The following is a 19753-nucleotide window of genomic DNA, read 5'->3' as shown; positions in this document are numbered from 1 at the left end:
TTTGCAAGTATAAGGTATAGGTTTCGATGGCACCGCCTCTTGTGTCTGTTCCGATGAAGAAAAAAAAGAAACCGTCTCTGGTGCTGACGCTCTCGGCTGCTGGGCTATTGATTGGTACGGGGAGTATAGCATACTGGTTATTAAGCCAGAGACAAATCTCTTCCAGTGATTTGCTCGTAGGTGCAAATATTATTCCTGGTGATGCTCTGTTTGCGGTTTCTCTGACAACAGATCCCCAGCAGTGGCAGAAATTGCGGCAGTTTGGGACAAAAGAAACCCAAGCAGAATTGGACAAAAATTTAGTAGAATTGCGCGATCGCTTTCTCACTAATAATGGTTATGACTTCCAGAAAGATATCGCACCTTGGGTAGGCAATGACGTTACGATCGCAATTCTTGCCCCAGCAACAGCAAATAAAGCTGTACCCAAACCAGTTACCACTAGTGAAGATCCTGGCAGCGATCAGCAGTCGATGGTAATGGTATTGCCAGTAAAAAATCCAGAAATCGCCAAAAACATTTTGGCACAACCCAAAACTCTTAAACAAGGCAAATGGATTGACCGTATTTATCAAGGGATCGCTATTAAACAAAGTGAGGGGCAAGCAGGGGAGAACTTCTCAGCAGCATTACTAGATGGGCGTTTTTTAGTCATAACTGATAGTCCCAAAGCTACAGAACGAGCGATCGATGCCTACAAAAATCAAACATCCCTAGCCACAACAGGTGGTTTTGCTGATAATTTTCCGAAAATTGCCAATAACCAACGCTTTGCCCAGTTTTACGTCAATGTGCCAACAGCAGCCAAAATAGCCGCAGCTTCTCCAAACCGCCCAATACCTGCTCAAGTTTTGGCACAACTGCAAAATAACCAAGGTTTAGCAGGGACAATGACTTTAGAGGCAGAAGGAATCCGCTTTAAGGGCGTTTCTTGGCTAAACCCTAATAGTCAACGGGTGCTGGCGGTAGAAAATAAAGCTGGGAAAATGCAAAGTCGTGTACCAGCAGAAACATTAATGATGCTTTCGGGAGGAAACTTACAGAGGCTGTGGGGAGATTACGTTTTAACATCTCAAGGAAATCCTCTCTCACCGATCGCACCAGAACAACTTAGAGGTGGGATAAAATCTCTTACCACCCTTGATTTAGATAAGGATTTGCTCAGTTGGATGAAAGGTGAGTTTTCCTTATCAGTGATTCCTAGTACTCCAAAAGAAGGTTCACCAGACAATTTTCGTTCAGGTTTAGTATTTATGGTACAGGCCAGCGATGCCTACAACGGGCAAAGCCTCCGCAATTCAGCTGAGACAGCCATAAAACAACTGGATGATGTAATGAGAAATCAATACCAGTTCCAAGTCCAACCTGCGACAGTTGCAGGACAACCCGTTGTTAACTGGGTTTCACCTTATGGTACTTTAACCGCCACCCACGGCTGGTTAGACGGAGATGTAGCCTTTTTAGTAGTGGGCGCTCCCATCACTGATAAAATTGTTCCCAAACCCAACAATACACTAGCTAATACGATCCCCTTCCAACAAACAGTTCCTACAGAACCAAATCCAACAAATGGTCAATTTTTCCTGGATGTGGAACGAACCGTGAAAAATTTCCCTTTACCAACTCTAATTCCCAATCAACAAACTTTGCTAGCTGCAACGCACTCAATTGGAATGACATCCGCCGTCAGCGACAGTCGTAGTAACCTCTACGACATTTTTATAGCACTCAAAAAAGTCAGTAACACGACTCCCTTGCCTAGTCCAGAAAGCAATCAGAGCAACTCTTCTAGATAAGAGAGCAGGGGGCAGGGGGAGGCAGGGAGAGCAGGAGAACAATGGGGACAAGGAGGACAAGGGGGAATTTTTGAATAAGTCTCTCCCTTGTCTCCCCCTCTCTTCCTTGTCTACCTTGTCTCTTCTTCATGCCCAATTCCCAATCCCCAATCCCCAATCCTCAATTCCCAATTCCCAATTCCCCTATCCCATAACCTTGTAAACATATAGGATCAGAACAGTCAGAATCTATATTTGAAATCATCCACGGAGAGAAAACTTTATGAATCTGGTTGTACTCCAGAACTGGCTGGACAATGCCTCCTTTGCCATATTATTCCTAACAATGCTCGTTTATTGGGGAGGAGCGGCTTTTCCGAATCTGCCTTATCTAGCCGCTTTGGGGACAGCTGGGATGGCGATCGCTAATTTGTGTATGGCAACTCTACTAGGAGCAAGATGGATAGAAGCTGGTTACTTTCCCCTAAGTAATCTCTATGAATCTTTATTTTTCTTAACTTGGGGGATTACCACCGTCCATCTAATTGCTGAAAGTAGTAGCCGTAGCCGCTTAGTAGGAGTTGTTACATCTCCAGTAGCAATGTTGATCGCTGCTTTTGCGACGATGACATTACCATCCCAGATGCAAGCGTCAGAACCCCTAGTACCTGCCTTGAAGTCAAATTGGTTGATGATGCATGTCAGCGTCATGATGTTGAGTTATTCTGCTTTGATGGTGGGTGCGTTATTAGCGATCGCTTTTCTGATTGTCACTCGCGGTCAAAACATCCAGCTACAAGGCAGTTCTGTCGGTACTGGTGGCTATCGCAGCAACGGCTACCGCTTGCACAAAGCAGCTGAACTAATTTCTCAACCACCAGCCCCTTCTGCTGAAAATAACGGCTTTGCTCGTTTTGAAACTAGTAGCAACGGCAACGGTAACGCTAACACTGCCGTTTTGAATTTAGTAACTACTTCTGAACCTCAAACCGTAGCATCTGCCGAACCTCTTTCACCTCAGCGCCTTAGCCTTGCCGAAACCCTCGACAACATCAGCTATCGCATCATCGGACTTGGATTTCCCTTATTGACAATTGGCATTATTGCTGGTGGCGTTTGGGCTAACGAAGCTTGGGGTTCCTATTGGAGTTGGGACCCTAAAGAAACTTGGGCATTAATCACCTGGTTAGTATTCGCCGCCTATCTCCACGCCCGAATCACTCGCGGTTGGCAAGGTCGCCGTCCCGCAATTTTAGCCGCCACTGGCTTTGTTGTTGTTTGGATTTGCTATCTTGGTGTGAATCTTTTGGGTAAAGGTTTGCATTCTTACGGCTGGTTCTTTTAATAACCTCACCCCTTTCTCCCTCTCCAGCAACGGAGAGGGAGAAAGGGGCAGATTTAAATTTACTATTATCTCTTGGGAATTATTTCGGATGAACTGTTATATCACTGGAAAATATAGATTTAGTGATAGGACATTTTTATGGAAGATGGATTTGAAAGACTTAATCACGATGAAGTTGTGTCTATAGAACCAGACACTTTTAATAAGTTAGATATTGCTAAAACTTTTAAAGTCCGTGATTTGATTACTGCGATTAAGGAATATATTGGAGCAGAGGAAACAGATGAAGTAAATTTGTATACCCAAGGATTAAATTGTGAAGTTTTGCAATTTAGTACTCAGGGATGGAAAAAAGGAAAAGTTAGACTTGCTTTAGAATTTTGTCCTGATGAATCGGAATCACCACTTGATGAGATTTTTGAAAAGCTTAAACAAATAGAAAAATAAAATTATTTGTAATTGATAATCAAATTATCAATTACAAATAGTTATAAGCATTTTTTAGCAGGTGAACAATATGGTTCAGACTCCAGTTAAGAAATTAACTTTTGAAGAGTTTTTAGAGCAATACCCTGATGGTTATGGCATTTATGAACTGTTAAATGGAGAGATTATACAAGTGGAGGCAACTAGAGCGCATAAGAATGTGGCAAGATATTTAATGCTTGCCTTCAATGATGAAATTAGACGTTTGGAACTTGATTATATTGCCGACAAAGATGTAATTATAAAAACGTTTACTGATACTGGAGAAGAGCGAGGTAGAAATCCAGATGTGAGCGTAGTTAGTGCATCACAATGGAACAGCAATGTTCTAGCTTACGGGGCACTGGTTGAGCCAATTCAACTTGCTGTAGAAGTTACTTCAACAAACTGGGATGATGATTACGTTGACAAATTAGATGAGTATCAGAGGCTAGGTATCTCTGAGTTTTGGATTGTGGATTATCTAGCAATTGCTAGTCGGGCTTATCTCGGTAATCCCAAACTCCCCACGGTTTTTGTTTATCAATTGGTTAAAGGTAAATATCAAATCCAAAAGTTTACGGGTAGTGACCGCATTATCTCTACTACTTTTCCTGAACTAGAACTAACGGTTAAAGAAGTTATAGCTGCAAGTCAAATTCAAAAACTATGAATAGTTGCAATTAATTTATCTCTCTTGGGAACTATAGACTTAGTTGCAGGAGCAAAATTTATGAAGGATGAATGGGAACATCTAAATCCTGAAAAAGATGTTGTGCATTTTCATCAAGAACCGTTTGAAAATCTATCCCGCACTCAAATAATCTTTCAGCTTTTAAAAGAAATAAAAAGATTTTGGGTAAAACACTGTACATCATCAGGGTCAAGAATATTTGACGAAGGATTTGAATGTTTTGTTTTAATGCCTGGTAAACAATGGCGGACAGGCAAAATTAGAGTTCGCCTAGAATTTTGCCCTGATGAAGTTGAAATTGAAGAAAAACAGGAAAATAATCGCTTAGATATCAATCAAGAAAGCTCTCCCTTGGACGATCTTCGCCAGCAACTCAACCAAGGTGAAAATTAATACCCAAATCATAACTGTCGATGCACATGATCTGAGAGACAATTATCTGTGTTCGTCGGCGGTAAAAAATACAAAATGATATGGACTCCTCTACACGCAAAAATACATCGCACCATCCGATCGCGCCACTTATTTGAGCGCAACCAGCCTCTATTAGTCGCTGTCTCCGGCGGACAAGATTCTCTGTGTTTAATAAAATTACTTTTAGATTTACAATCCAAATGGGGATGGAATTTAGGTATTGCTCACTGCGATCATCGCTGGCGTTCTGACTCTGAAGCTAATGCTCATCATGTTGAAAACCTAGCTGAAACTTGGGGTACATCCTTTTATTTAGAAACAGCGAACGAACCTATAAATAGTGAAGCTGCTGCACGCGATTGGCGCTATCAAGCTTTAAGTGCGATCGCCAAAGCAAACAATTATCAGTATATAGTTACAGGACACACCGCTAGCGATCGCGCCGAAACTCTCCTCTACAATTTAATTCGCGGTACTGGTGCTGATGGTTTACAAGCCTTGACTTGGCAACGCCCTCTGACTACAGGCATTATGCTAGTGCGCCCACTTTTAGAAATTACTCGCTCACAAACAGAGCAATTTTGTCAAGAGTTTAAATTGCCAATTTGGGAAGATTCCACCAATCAAGATTTGCAATATGCCCGCAACCGTATTCGCCAAGAACTAACACCATATTTGCGAGATAATTTCAACCGCCAAGTAGAATCAGCCTTAGCCCAAACAGCAGAACTGCTGCAAGCAGAAGTGGAATATTTAGAAAAGGCTGCCCAGGAGTTGCGGGATCGGGCATTGGGCATCAGACATGAAGAAGATTCTCTTACTCCTCTTCTTCCTTTACGGTTAAATCGTAAGGTATTGCAGAAAGCACCATTGGCACTGCAACGTCGGGTGATGCGTCAGGTATTGCAGCAAATATTCACTGATGCAGTGAGTTTTGAACACATTGAAAAATTAACGGCTTTAATCATAGCGCCAAACCGTTCACAAACCGATCCATTTCCTGGTGGTGCGATCGCTCAAGTCGAAGGCGACTGGATTTATTTAAAATAGTTAGGAGTTAAAAATTTTCTTTAATTCATAACTCATGACCCTTAACTCCTAACTTAATTAAGACGCTAATAATTCTGGCTGAGGCATTAAACCTTGGAGAGTGTGGCGCAACTGGGCGATCGCTTGGACTTGATGATCGCCAGTTTCCTGGAATTTATCCAAAGATTCTGCAATTCCTTGCAGCTTTTGCCGTAAGCCATCAAGAGAATCCTGAATTGGTTGTAGTGCTTCTTGATAAAGATTCACTCGACCACAACATTCAGCAGTTATTCTTCGTATAGATAGCAAGTTTTCCTCGATCGCTTTCAGTTCTTGGCGTTTTTCATCCAAATCGTGAGTTTGATTGTCAATCATTCCCTGATTTAGCTCAATACCAGAACGGATCTGATCGATTTCATGTTCCAGCTTTTGGATTTCCTGCGAATATTGTTGTCGCTGGGTTTCAATTTGTAACAGAACCGGTTCTAAATTAACTTTATTACCCTCTTCTTCCTCAGCAACAGTATGTCCTTGTCGCCGTAGCAGTACAGTTTGGTGTTGCTTGAGAAACTTCTGATGCTGTAACATATTGCGGCGTTGTCCTACCAAACTGGAGTTTAGCATCTGATAGAGGTCTTTTTCATCAGTTAATTCCAGTTCCAAATTGATATGATCCTGGTCAGAGGCTTGGCTTAATTTATTTTGCAGTTCTTCTATAGCTTCTTGTTTATATTTCAGTTCTTGCTCTTGATCGTGAACAAAGGTAGCATCTATTTCTAGCTTATGCTGCAAGTCTTGGACTATCTTTTGTAATTCTTCTAAAGACATTTTATCCAAAGCTTCCACATTCGCTTGCTGGCCGAGAACTACATCACTAGACGTTGCAGCTAAAGAGTGAATTTGTTGATATAACTCTTCCGCATTTCGTAACTGCTCCTTGATTATCCGCGCATACTCTTGCTTGCTAGTCAGGTCAGCTGTATTTATCTGTAATTGTGCTGTTTGCTGGACTAGAGTATTTTGTGCTTCTTGCAATGCATTTTGGCGATCACTAAATGTTTGTGACAATCGCTCGACTTCTTCTTGCTGTTGTGCGATCGCAGTTTTTTCTGCTTCTAGTTTTTGCCAGTGTGGGTTTAGAGTTGCTTGCTGCTTTTCGACTAATTCAAAAGCCAAATCTAGGTGTTCTCTGACTGTTTCAGTGGGAGCTACGCGACTAGATAAGCGATCAAGTAACTCACTCATTACCCGACTTTGCTCTTCATCCAAAACCGTCCCTTGTTTAAAATCTGCTTGACGTTCCTCTAAACGGCGCTGTTCACCCCGCAAATGTTCCCAAGCGCCTTCCAATTCTAGGCGGTTGCGTTCAACTTCTGTTTGTAGCCGTTCAATTTCCTGGCGGGATGTGTCAACCTCTTGTTTTTGCTGCTCCAGTTGTTGCAACTCCTCTTCCATATTTTGCAACTGTTCTGAGCGTACTTCCATATCCATTTCACGGCGATTCAACTCTTGCGCCTGAAATGTTAACGACTGTTTCCACTGATCGATCTCATCTTCCTTGAGCTTAAATTTCTCCAATTGGCGGGAAAAATTCTGCAAAATGTTGACTAGTGGCCGTCCTGCTTCTTGAATTCGCTGCACTTGACGATTCGGATTTAGTTCAACTAGTACCAAAGCGCCATCATTTAATTTGCTTGCGTCCTCAGCAGCAATTACTTCTTCTGACACAGTATTCCAATTCTGGTCAGTTCGTTGACAAGCTAGCAATTTCAGTTCAGTTTTGCCACTGCCACTAAGTAAACCACCTTTCTGTTTTTGTACTTCTGCTAAATACAGCACACCGTTAGTCCTTTATTGATGCACTTAAAGTTCATGTTTGGGGATATACCTTAAATAATTCTGTTAACTTGTCTCACTGAACCCAAGTTAGGAAAACAAGACAGACAAAACTATAGACACAATAGTTGCGTCTTGATACTTATAAAAGCGAGTTAGTCACGCCTTTATATTTTGTACTGATGACAGTGATGATGACTTCCGTGTTAACACTAGCTTTGTCAAAGTGTATGACGGAAGATTAAGCTTTATAGTTGAATCTATTCCCTAATGGCAACAAGGAACAGGGTAAAAATCTTGCCAATACTCCATAATCAATACTTAAACTACCTGCTCTAAAAATGGAAAAATTGCAGGACACAATTCAAAAATAATATTTAATGGCATTACAAGGAGTACTTTTGAGGTAAATGCAGGGAAATTTAAGTGAAATTGATATTTGCAGTATCCTGCAATTGATTGCGTTGGGACAGCGAACTGGACAACTATGGGTAGAAGCTCATAGCTCTCACCATAACAACAAGCTGAGTGGAGAGGGAGCAAATATTTTTCGCCCCAGACAACAGTCTTGGTTCGTCTTTTTCCTCAATGGTCAAATTCTCTATTGCCGAGAAGGTGAAAGTAATTTATCCAGAATTAACGATTATTTACGTCATTATCGAGTCGAGATGCGACTCACCGACAAACAGATTGCCTCTCTACCATCAACCGACTCACCAGAGTATGCGTATCTGTGGGCACTTTTGGAGCGGAATATTATCAACCCCAAGATAGCTGGTAGTATCATTCACGGCTTGGTGCATGAAACTCTCTTTGATCTGCTGAGTTTACACCAAGGGAACTTCATTTTCCATCAGGGTGCGGCACTTGCCCCACAATTAAACACTTTCGAGATTGCTCCATTTGTTACAAAAATTACGAAGCAGGTGCAAGAGTGGAAGGAACTCTATCCGCACATTCAGTCTCCCGAACAATTGCCTGTGCTATCTGACAAAGTTCAGCTACAATCATCGCTACCAGAAGCAACTGTAGAGAAATTACAACATTGGGCTGATGGTAAAACATCCTTGCGTCAACTGGCTCGCTATCTCAACCGAGATATTTTGACAGTTGCTAAGGCAATATACCCTTATGTGCAACAGAGTTGGCTACAACTAGTATATTCAGCCACAACTAAACCAGATACCCACAATGACAACTGGGAATTGAAGGGAAAACACAGAGGGCGGATAGTATGTATTGACGATGCGATCGCCATCGGTGAGACTATAAATTCGATCTTACAACCACAAGGCTATGAAGCGATCGCTCTCACCAATCCCTTAGAAGCACTGAGTCTGGTTTTTCAACTCAAACCGGATTTAATTTTGTGCGATATAGCCATGTTGGAATTGGAAGGGTACGAGGTTTGCTCCATGTTGCGACATTCCACAGCGTTTCGGCTCACACCGATTATCATGCTTACTGGTAAAGATGGATTTATTGATCGAGTCAAAGCTAGTATGGTCGGGGCAACAGATTATTTAACAAAACCATTTACAGACACTGAATTACTCATGATTGTAGAGAAATATCTCAAAATAGAATTCTATGAAAATGGGGAGTAGGGAATAGAGAGTAAGGGCTGGGGGAAAACATAACTTGTTGATCTACTAAAAGATCAGTTAAAAGATGTTATCACAGAGTCAGCTAACTCAGTGAAACCTCAATATCCAGTAAAATACTGAGAAGATACAATTAATTTATACAGTTAATAATTGCGGAGGAATCAGGGAATGTTCCAAATAGGAACGTCTACATCAGGAGGTAAATAGACATTTATGAGTACAGTTCTGATTGTGGAAGACAGTATCGCGCAAAGGGAGATGATTACAGACCTCCTGAAAGCAACTGGCCTAACAGTTACCCATGCCAGCGATGGATTAGAAGCATTGGAAGCAATTCAAGTAGCACCTCCCGATTTAGTGGTATTAGATATTGTCATGCCCCGAATGAACGGTTACGAAGTTTGTCGGCGGTTAAAATCCGATCCAAAAACCCAAAATGTCCCTGTGGTGATGTGTTCTTCCAAAGGCGAAGAATTTGATCGTTACTGGGGTATGAAGCAGGGTGCAGATGCCTACATAGCCAAACCGTTTCAACCAACCGAGTTGGTAGGAACAGTCAAACAACTGCTGCGAGGATAAGGATAAAAGCAATATGGTCAGCAAACCGGACTTTTTAAGTGGTAGCGGTCAAGACCACTTCCGACCAGAATTACAAGTGGAAAGTCCTGAAGGTGAGTTACATTTGAGATTTTACATTCCCTCGCATCAGGAGTTTGCACTACAAGCAACTGGCATTCGGGAGGTAATTGAACTAAGTCCTGATAGAATCACCCCGATTCCTAATGCTTCTCCTTTACTTTTGGGTACTCTAAATTTACGAGGTCGAGTTATTTGGGTGGCTGATTTGGGTCAATTTCTGGGGGAAGCAAGTGCATTAAACACGGATAGAGCAGAAATTTCGGTGATTGCCATCGAAGAGCAAGACACAATAGTGGGTTTAGCAGTAGAGGAAATCGGTGGTATGGACTGGTTGGATGTCCAGAATCTTATGCCACCAACTAGTGTTCCAGATACTATGGTTCCCTTTTTACGTGGAGAGTGGTTACTAAGTGCTAAAAACAATCAGTGTCTACGACTGCTCGATCAAATGGCAATTGTACGGAGTGCTAGGTGGGCAGGATGAAATTGGAGGAGGAAATGGCATCAAGTATTGATAATTACGAACCAACATATCAACAGGCGATGACCGCCTATGTTCAAAGGAATTATGAGGTTGCCGCCACTTTAGTTGATCAAGTGGTTCAAAATCTACCAAATGACCCCAACACTCATTTGTTAAGGGGTCACATCTACTATGTTTTGCAACAGTACGATGTCGCAAAAGAAGAATATCAACAGGTATTAAGCTTGACGAACGAACAAGAAATTATTGGTTTTGCCAATAATGGAATTGAGAATATCAATCAATATTTACAGTCATTCGGTGGACAGATTGATACATCAGGAAGTCAAGAGCAGATAAATTCCTCAGAGATGTCCGATCCACTGGCATATAGCGAACCAGAATTAGAAGATTTGGGCGCAAGTGAGGAGTTTGACAGTAATAACCTTGATTTGAACTTTTTTGGAGAGCATCAAGAAACTGTGGATGGGGTTACAGAACTATCTTCAAATAGTCCATTTGACATCCCCACAGAAGATAGTATTGGAATAGGAAAAATCTCAGATTCTTCTATAGCTTTTGGTGACGACCCTTTTGCTTTGGATGAAGAATCAGAGGAACAGAATTTAAATATTAGTAGTTATGAGGAAAAAACAGAATTAGATTTGCCTGCTTTTTGGCAGGAAGATATTTCCGAAGATAGTCATGAAGAATCATTAGTAAATAGTCAGTTTTCAGAGAATGAGATAAATCTCGATCATGAAAATTCAGCTATTGACAATAATAGCTATTCATCTTTTAATTCACCAACTAGTAGTAGCGAAAATAATTTCTCTGATTTGTTGAGTGAGCCAAAGTCTTCAGAGCCTAAGATTGGGAATTTAGAATATAATAAATCTAATTTTGGAGACGAGACTTTACTTATTGTTGTTGAAGAAGAACCTATAAATAGTTCAATAACTACAAATAACAATAGTAGATATGATTTGCCTGAAACCGAAGCACATGATTGGTTGAAGTCAGAAGATTTAGAAGCAGAGCAAGAGTTTCAACCAGAATCATCTGATAATTATTCATCTTTCAAGAGCGATATTCCTCTGAAAGAAAAGCAGATGAAATCAAATGAAATCATCAGCAAAAATAGCTTTGATGATGAAAATTTTGATATGGAAGCATTTGAGTCTGCCTTTGGCTCAGATGGTTTAAGTTCTTATGAAGACTCAAGCACTATATTGAATGGAGAAAATTCTAAGAGCAATATTGACTTTTTAGATGACTTTGAAGAATTTGACGATTTAGGAAACATTCCAGGGTTTGACCTGATCGAACAAGATTCTAACTTCGGTGATGCAGCAATGTATTCTGCCCCAGCAGAAACTAGTGGCAGCATACGCTCTCAAAGCACGGATACTTCTGGAAGCAATCCAGCCGATCGCGAAGAGGAACTATTTTCGATGACTGGTTCCCATGAAGGAGTTCCAGTCTTTAGCCAAACAGATGTCTCGAAACTAGAACCCAACGTTAGCGTCGAGCAAGGCTGGTTAGCACCATTAGAAAATGCTTCTATAGAACGGAAACAATGGTTGATTGCTGGAAGTGTGGGCATTGTCTCAGCGCTAGTTGTAGCCACAGTTAGCTTTGTCGCCACCACATTTTCGCCAGCCCAACAACGTGAATCAGTACGAAACACAGGTTGGGCAATGTCCCTAGCAGCCGGGATTGCCGGTTTTGCCACCACAGGCTTCATGGGAAATCTTGCACTCAAACAAATTCGGCGCACAACCAATGATCTGCAAGCTCAGTTTGAAGCTGTACGCCAAGGAAATTTGAATGCTCAAGCCACAGTGTTTTCTGAAGATGAATTGGGGCATTTATCCACTGGCTTTAATGAAATGGCGCGGGTAATTTTCACAACGACAAGTGAAGCCCAACGGAAAGCCGATGAACAAGAGGAAGCCAAGGAAAACCTGCAACGTCAGGTGATTCGCCTTTTGGATGATGTGGAAGGAGCTGCTAGAGGTGATTTAACAGTCCAAGCTGAAGTGACAGCCGACGTACTAGGAGCCGTAGCCGACGCTTTTAACCTGACAATTCAAAACCTGCGAGATATTGTGCAACAGGTAAAAGTGGCAGCAAAGGATGTAACAAAAGGTGCAACCAACTCTGAAACCTTTGCTAGAGCCTTATCTAGTGATGCTTTGCGTCAAGCAGAAGAGTTAGCAGTAACGCTGAATTCTGTACAGGTAATGACCGACTCGATTCAGCGAGTCGCAGAGGCGGCGCGGGAAGCTGAAACCGTTGCTCGTGATGCTAGTACGATCGCTCTCCAAGGTGGTGAAGCGGTAGAAAATACCGTCGCAGGTATTTTAGAAATTCGAGAAACCGTTGCCGAAACCACTCGCAAAGTGAAGCGTTTGGCGGAATCTTCTCAAGAAATTTCTAAAATTGTGGCGTTGATTTCGCAGATTGCTTCCAGAACGAACTTGTTAGCACTCAATGCTAGTATTGAGGCGGCAAGAGCGGGAGAAGCTGGACGCGGGTTTGCGATCGTAGCAGACGAAGTGCGCCAGTTAGCAGATAAATCTGCCAAATCCCTTAAGGAAATTGAACAAATTGTGATGCAAATCCAAAGCGAAACAGGTTCTGTAATGACCGCGATGGAAGAAGGCACACAACAAGTAATTAAAGGGACAAAATTGGCAGAAGAAGCCAAGCGATCGCTCGAAAATATTATTCAAGTGGCGAATCGTATTGATATTCTTGTGCGATCTATTACTAGCGACACTGTGGAACAGACTGAAACCTCCCGGGCTGTCGCTCACGTAATGCAATCAGTAGAACTAACTGCACAAGAAACTTCTCAGGAAGCACAGCGAGTTTCAGGTGCTCTACAACACTTAGTAGGTGTATCCCGTGACTTGATCGCCTCCGTTGAACGTTTCCGAGTGGAAACGATGGAAACCAGATAAAAAAGTTAGGAGTTAGGAGTGAGGAGTTAGAACTAAAAATCACAACTCACTACTTGAAATAAAGTTAGGAGTTAGGAGTAAAAAGTTAGCAATAAAAATTACAACTCATAACTCATAATTCATAACTCACAACTCATAACTCATAACTCACAACTAACAACTAACAACTCATAACTCATAACTTTTGCTATGCTGCCGGAACAACAACAGCGGATTTTGGGTTACTTTATCGAAGAAGCCAGGGATCACCTGAATACCATTGAGCAGGGGCTACTGAATTTAGAAGGTACCCTGAACGACCCGGAAATGATCAGTGAAGTCTTCCGGGCAGCTCACTCCATCAAAGGAGGAGCGGCGATGCTTGGATTAACTAGCATCCAGCATACCTCCCACCGTCTGGAAGATTGTTTTAAAGTTCTTAAAGATAATCCGGTTCAGATTGACCAAAAGTTAGAGTCTTTATTTCTTGGTGTATCTGATACCCTGAAATCGCTGTTAGAGCATTTGAGCGGGCCTTACGGTCTTTCTGAAGATGCAGCGAATACTTTGATGTCAGAAACGGAGCCAGTCTTTCAATGGCTGTATGAACATCTAGAACTACTTGTCCAACAAGGAAAAAGTGGGGTATCTAGCAATTCTGACGCAACAGAACTACACACAACCTCTGTAGAGAATGTCTCCACACTTACAGAACTTTTCCTGCGGCGAGATATTCCTAGCTTGGCAGAAGACACCTATCAGGAATCTCCAGAAATATCTGTCTCAGTAGCACCTCAGCAGGTTCGAGACGTTAACGCTGCGAGAGACGCTCGCGGACTCGCTAACGCTGCGCGATCGCCAGTCACCTCTAAAGAACATAATGATTGGGGCGAGTTTCAAGCCCAAGTGCTGCAAACACTGCGGGAAATGTTGCAACTGTTTAAGCAAACTACAACACCTTCAACTCGGCAAAACCTTCAACAATGCTGTTACCAGTTAGTCAAACTTGGTGAGACTTGGAATTTATCCAAGTGGTGTGGTTTGTGTCAAGCAGCAGCCAGTGCGATCGGCAATCCTGAAAATAGTTATCTGACTTTAGCTAAAATTGTCATTACCGAAATCAAGCAAGCTCAAGAACTAGTCCTGCAAGGTAGAGAAGCCGAAATTGCAATTAGTCAGCAACTAGAAGCACTTTTGAGCTTGGCAGAAATTGAGTTGTTAGAAGTTCCTCTTGATTTGTTTGATGAATCTGCGGTTTTGACAGAATCATCAATTGCGTCAGAGTCAATTTTATTAGGTAACACCGAGCAGTTAGACTTAGCGCAGACAACTCAAGCACTTAATCTAGACGAGGACACTAGCGATCGCGCAGCGTTAGCGAGTCCAGGAACGTCTGGCTACGCCAACGTCTTTGACGAACGCTCATATCTTCAACAAGGGACACCACTCAACGCTGCAACTCACACTAGTTTTGCTTTCACCACACATGACGAAGCACATCCAATCAGTAACAATCTTGACCCCAATGGTCCAGAGGTAGGAATAGCTGAGTTAAATACCCTTGCCGATTTATTTGCAGGTGAGACTCCCGAACTAGATGAAAGTTGGCATCAAGAAGAAACCTTAGATATTGTTGACAGCGATGATTTTGGAATTGACTTCAGCAGCACTGACGCTGAAGATACTCATAGCGATTTGTCCGATTTACTCTCCTTTGATCAAGCCGCAACTACAGCCACGACAGAAGATTTATCCCTGTTGTTTGGCGACAATTTCTTAGAAAAAGAGACTTTAGAATCGCAAAGTCAACAAATATCTGCTACGACTTTAGAGTTGAGTGATATTAACATACTTGATATAAATTTAGATTCTTCTTCCACAGATTTACAAGAATTTATTGATATTTCTAGTGAGACAAACCAAACTACTAGTGTTAACAAAAATGATATAGTTGAAGATTTATTGACGCTGGCACTAGATGATAATACAAAAATATTGCCTACAGGCGAAGTAACTCAACCAGAAACTGAGACATTCGCCAGTGTGGAACTATCGACAAACCAACCAAACAGTTTTGATAACTTATTCTCAGAAAATAGAAATGCAAATTGGGTAGAAGCAATTACCCCTAATGACTATATAGAATTATCCCAGGAAACAGGCTTGTCTTCGGACAATCTGTTTGCTGAAATGGAAGAAGAGATACTACTGCCTACAAGCGAACCAGAAATTGGTGATTTATTTGATATATCTACGGTAACAACACCTGAATTTTCTCAATCAGAAAACGATCTGACTAGCTTCTGGAATCAGGAAAGTACAGAGGAACAGGACGAATTCAATTCCTTAATTGATCAGAATGTAGAAAGGGCGTTAGAAGAGAGTTTGTTTGCTACGACTGATGATATTTTTGCCGACAGTCAGCAACCTATACCTCCTCCTATAGCCAGTTTTGGCTTTGAAGAATTGGATATCAATTTCCAGCACGAAGAACAGCTAGATTTGATATTCTCATCAGATTCTGGAGATGATTTATTTGATGAGTTAGCACCGAGTGACTCAACTATTTTCCCGGTAATCAGCGATACGTCCACGCCGGAAACGTCTTTGTTCGTGCAGCATCCAAGGGAAGAAATTCTCAGGCCGCAACAACCAGAAGCTTTAGATTTTGCTCCAGAATTTACTCATCAGCCCCCAGAAATATCTGCTGTCGATCTGGAAATTGATTCATTTGGCTCTTTCGATGAAAATCCACAACTGTTGTTTGAAGATGCAGTTACAGATTCCAGCTATATTCAGAGGGAAACCACAGAGAATACTGTGGATGAACTATCTCTGACAGAAACGTTAGATTCTGACCAAGCACAGCCAGATAATTTGTTCGGCTCTTTCAATGAAAATCCACAACTGCTGTTTGAAGATGCAGTTACCGATTCCACCTATATTCAGATGGAAACCACAGAGAATACTGTGGATGAACTATCTCTGACAGAAACGTTAGATTCTGACCAAGCACAGACAGATAAATTGTTCGGCTCTTTCGATGAAAATCCACAACTGTTGTTTGAAGATGCAGTTACAGATTCCAGCTATATTCAGATGGAAACCACAGAGAATACTGTGGATGAACTATCTCTGACAGAAACGTTAGATTCTGACCAAGCACAGCCAGATAAATTGTTCGGCTCTTTCGATGAAAATCCACAACTGTTGTTTGAAGATGTAGTTACCGATTCCACCTATATCGATTCCACCTATATTCAGATGGAAACCACAGAGAATACTGTGGATGAACTATCTACAGAAACTTCTTTAGATATTAGTTTTGGTGAAACTTCAGATTCAAGCCAGACAAACTTAGAAGTTTTAGGAACTGATGAGAACAATAACTCAGAAGCTGCTTTTGAATTACCAGAAAGCACAGATTTGGAAGATACAGAACTGAGTTTTGTAAATGATTTATTGTTTACAGGAACTGCTCTGTTAGAAGCAAAAAACCAGGTAAAAGAAGAAAGTGCGGCAACATCGCAAGATGTCGATGACTTTACACAAACAGTTATTCAGGAAGATGTAGAAACCGCTTTATATGATTTAGAAGAGACATCTGAATCTATAACAGTGTCGGAAGAAGAAAATGCTATTGCTGCCTCAACTGAAGAATTTGTAACTACAGAAACCGTTGAAGTATTTGCTCCAGATGATGATTTTGCAGACTTGGAAGCATTACTGGGAGAGGAAGTAGCGCTTAACCTCAAAGCTACCTCAATACCAGAAGTAGATTTTGCAGCGCTAGAAGAATTGCTCGGTACAGATAACGACAGTAATGCTTACGACGGGCTACGCCAACCCCTCAATACTCAACCAGTCTTGGCGAAAAATGACGTTCCATCACCAGCTATAGATGAATTTGGTGACTTGGAGAAGTTGTTGGCAGAAGCGGATCAAACAATATCCCATTCACCAGCAGCAAAATCGAACACCAGCAAACCTCCCCGTCCCTCTACTCGTCGGGCTGCAAGATTTGAAGAAACGATGAAGGTTCCAGTTAAGCAACTGGACGATATGAGTAATTTAGTCGGTGAGTTGGTGGTAAATCGCAATACCTTAGAGCAAGATCATGAACGCCTGCGGCAGTCATTAGATAATTTGCTGATTCAGGTACAACAACTCTCGGATGTGGGCGCAAGGATGCAAGAGTTGTACGAGCGATCGCTTTTAGAAGCCTCTCTATTAGCTGGACGCAAAACGAAAGACTCCGGCTTACAATCGTCTGATTCCAATGCTGATAGGGGTTTTAGCGAGTTAGAAATGGATCGTTTTACTCCCTTCCATACACTCTCTCAGCAAATGATTGAGCGCATTGTACGAGTGCGTGAGTCAGCTAGCGACATTGATTTTGTCACCGAAGAAACTGAGCGAGTAGCAAGGCAATTCCGCCAAGTAACCACCCAGCTACAAGAGGGGCTAACAAGAGCGCGAATGGTTCCTTTTGCCCAAACTATCGATCGCTGGCGGCGAGGAGTGCGCGACAACGCCATCAAGTGTGGCAAACAAGTGGAGTTGGTAATTGAAGGTGGCGATACCTTAATTGACAAGATGATTTTGGATCATTTAACCGATCCATTGACTCACATGTTGAATAATGCGATCGCTCACGGTATTGAAACGCCAGAAGAAAGACAAGCTGTTGGTAAGCCACCCGTGGGAATCATTACTATCCGTGCCTTCCACCAAGGCAACCAAACGATCATTTCTGTAGGCGATGATGGCGCAGGCATAGATTCCGCCAAGGTTAAGGCTAAGGCAGTGAAGATTGGCATGATTACAGAAGCCCAAGCAAAAGCCATGTCTCGCCTGGAAGTTTACGATCTGCTATTCCAGTCTGGTTTTACGATCAAAGACCAAGCAGATGAAATTTCGGGTCGTGGTGTGGGTATGGATGTAGTGCGTTCCGAGATTAGCGAAATTCGGGGGACAGTGAACACCGATTCTGCGATCGGCAAGGGAACTACCTTCACTATTCGTCTACCACTGACTCTGAGTATTTGTAAAGCTCTCTGCTGTGTTTCCGATCGCTCCAGGATCGCCTTCCCGATGGACGGTGTAGAAGATACGCTCGATATTCCAGTGAAAAATATTCAGCATGATGCCAATGGACAATCATTTATTTCTTGGCGCGATACAGTACTGCCATTCCGACCTTTGAAGGAGCTTTTAACTTTCAATCGCCAAATCAGTCGCGGTAATGTCTATGGGGGTACGCGAGATGATGACATGGTTTCTGTGGTCGTGGTGCGATCGGCAAACACCTTGATTGCTCTACAGATTGACCTGGTGTTAAGCGAACAAGAAATTGTAATTAAGCAATTCGAAGGGCCAGCACCTAAGCCCATTGGTGTAGCTGGTGCTACAGTCTTGGGTGATGGTCGGATTATGCCTATTGCTGATGTGCTGGAAATCATTGATATCTTCCAGGGACGGATTTCTACACAAATGGGTGGCAATTCTTGGCAACAGAAAGGGGTTCCTGAAGACACCTCTCCTGCGAAGATTGACCCGACAGTGTTAATCGTAGATGATTCGATTACAGTCCGAGAATTGCTATCCCTGACATTTAACAAAGCAGGTTATCGCGTAGAACAGGCGCGTGACGGCCAAGAAGCTTGGGATAAACTCCGCTCCGGTCTGCCTTGCGATATCGTATTTTGCGACATTGAAATGCCCCGTTGCGATGGTCTGGAGTTACTCTCTCGCATTCAGAAAGACTCTAATCTCAACCACCTACCGATCGCTATGCTCACCTCACGGGGTGCAGACAAGCACAGACAAATTGCCGCTCAACTCGGTGCTAGTGGCTACTTTACCAAGCCCTATCTCGAAGAAGCTCTCCTCGAAGCGGCGGCGCGAATGTTAAAAGGGGAAAAACTTGTTAGCACTACGAGTAATATTTAGTTAGTAACGAAAAACTCCATCCCCTTGTGGGTGGAGTTTTGAGGTATGGGAAATACTTACCAATACCCAATGCCCACGCCAACTTTCAATAAAAAATAATTACTCAGTTTGAGTAAATAATCGAAATACATTATACATACATTTTTTGTGGCAAAACCAAACTAAGATAATCATCTTTCCAAATTTATATACTTTGGTTCGTACCACTTTTTGAGGATAATCCCAAAATAGCTGAAAATATTGCCTAAATGGCAACATTGCTCTGCTGAGTTTAGGTACTGTCAATGTTAAGTTGATCCATTCTGGATTCTACACTCAGACTTAATCTTTCGGTTACGTGAAGTTTATATAAAGTCCCATACTTAATCTGCTTGTAGTACTGAATCTCAAATTTGCACTGTCATCTGCTCAACTTTATATATACAGGAGGAAAAAATTTGGTATACATAATTATTGGTCTATACCAAAATCTACGTTAGAAAGAGAACAGATTAAACATCTAAGTAAGAGACGCTATAACGATGCAAAACTACGTTATAGCCTTAAATAACAGTGAAATTAGCTGTACATCATCAGTAAAAACTAA

General features: G+C 42.0%; 12 protein-coding genes. 11 read left to right on the top strand and 1 reads right to left on the bottom strand.

Features of this window, described 5'->3' with window-relative positions; translation table 11 throughout:
* Positions 1–26: 26 nt before the first annotated feature.
* The 6 genes from FBB35_RS11135 (at position 27) to tilS (ending at position 5743) form a co-directional block, all read left to right on the top strand.
* Complete coding sequence (locus tag FBB35_RS11135) at positions 27–1796, top strand: DUF3352 domain-containing protein (RefSeq protein ID WP_174709681.1); 1770 nt, start codon at positions 27–29, stop codon at positions 1794–1796.
* 262 nt (positions 1797–2058) lie between these two features.
* Positions 2059–3120 carry a c-type cytochrome biogenesis protein CcsB gene (ccsB, locus tag FBB35_RS11130; protein ID WP_174709680.1) on the top strand — a complete coding sequence of 354 codons (1062 nt, stop codon included), beginning with the start codon at positions 2059–2061 and terminating at the stop codon, positions 3118–3120.
* A gap of 138 nt (positions 3121–3258) precedes the next feature.
* Entirely contained in the window at positions 3259–3567 is a 309-nt protein-coding gene (locus FBB35_RS11125) for a KGK domain-containing protein (protein ID WP_174709679.1), read from the top strand.
* Positions 3568–3637: 70 nt separating this feature from the next.
* A complete protein-coding gene (locus FBB35_RS11120) occupies positions 3638–4258 on the top strand; it encodes a Uma2 family endonuclease (protein WP_174709678.1) in 621 nt (206 codons plus the stop codon).
* Between the two features lie 60 nt (positions 4259–4318).
* On the top strand, positions 4319–4672 hold the full coding sequence (locus FBB35_RS11115) for a KGK domain-containing protein (protein ID WP_174709677.1): 354 nt from the start codon (positions 4319–4321) through the stop codon (positions 4670–4672).
* Positions 4673–4747: 75 nt separating this feature from the next.
* A complete protein-coding gene (gene tilS / locus FBB35_RS11110; RefSeq protein WP_174709676.1) occupies positions 4748–5743 on the top strand; it encodes a tRNA lysidine(34) synthetase TilS in 996 nt (331 codons plus the stop codon).
* Between the two features lie 57 nt (positions 5744–5800).
* Here the strand turns inward: tilS and hmpF are convergent, their stop codons facing one another.
* On the bottom strand, positions 5801–7561 hold the full coding sequence (hmpF, locus tag FBB35_RS11105) for a pilus motility taxis protein HmpF (RefSeq protein WP_174709675.1): 1761 nt from the start codon (positions 7559–7561) through the stop codon (positions 5801–5803).
* 407 nt (positions 7562–7968) lie between these two features.
* Between hmpF and FBB35_RS11100 the strand changes: the two genes are divergently transcribed.
* The 5 genes from FBB35_RS11100 to FBB35_RS11080 all read left to right on the top strand — a co-directional run bounded on the left by FBB35_RS11100 (position 7969) and on the right by FBB35_RS11080 (position 19167).
* A complete protein-coding gene (locus tag FBB35_RS11100) occupies positions 7969–9165 on the top strand; it encodes a response regulator (RefSeq protein WP_174709674.1) in 1197 nt (398 codons plus the stop codon).
* A gap of 213 nt (positions 9166–9378) precedes the next feature.
* Positions 9379–9744, top strand: coding sequence for a response regulator transcription factor (locus tag FBB35_RS11095; RefSeq protein ID WP_012412195.1), 366 nt, complete (start codon positions 9379–9381; stop codon positions 9742–9744).
* Positions 9745–9757: 13 nt separating this feature from the next.
* Positions 9758–10288: a chemotaxis protein CheW gene (locus tag FBB35_RS11090; RefSeq protein WP_012412196.1), complete on the top strand. Its 531-nt coding sequence runs from the start codon at positions 9758–9760 to the stop codon at positions 10286–10288.
* Positions 10285–13236: a methyl-accepting chemotaxis protein gene (locus FBB35_RS11085; RefSeq protein WP_254625910.1), complete on the top strand. Its 2952-nt coding sequence runs from the start codon at positions 10285–10287 to the stop codon at positions 13234–13236. The genes FBB35_RS11090 and FBB35_RS11085 overlap by 4 nt, the downstream gene beginning before the upstream one ends.
* Before the next feature lie 189 nt (positions 13237–13425).
* Positions 13426–19167, top strand: a complete 5742-nt coding sequence (locus FBB35_RS11080) for a response regulator (RefSeq protein WP_174709673.1) — start codon at positions 13426–13428, stop codon at positions 19165–19167.
* Positions 19168–19753: the final 586 nt, after the last annotated feature.

The organism is Nostoc sp. TCL240-02, from assembly GCF_013343235.1.
GTDB lineage: Bacteria > Cyanobacteriota > Cyanobacteriia > Cyanobacteriales > Nostocaceae > Nostoc.
This window is presented reverse-complemented; position numbering and strand designations above follow the sequence as displayed.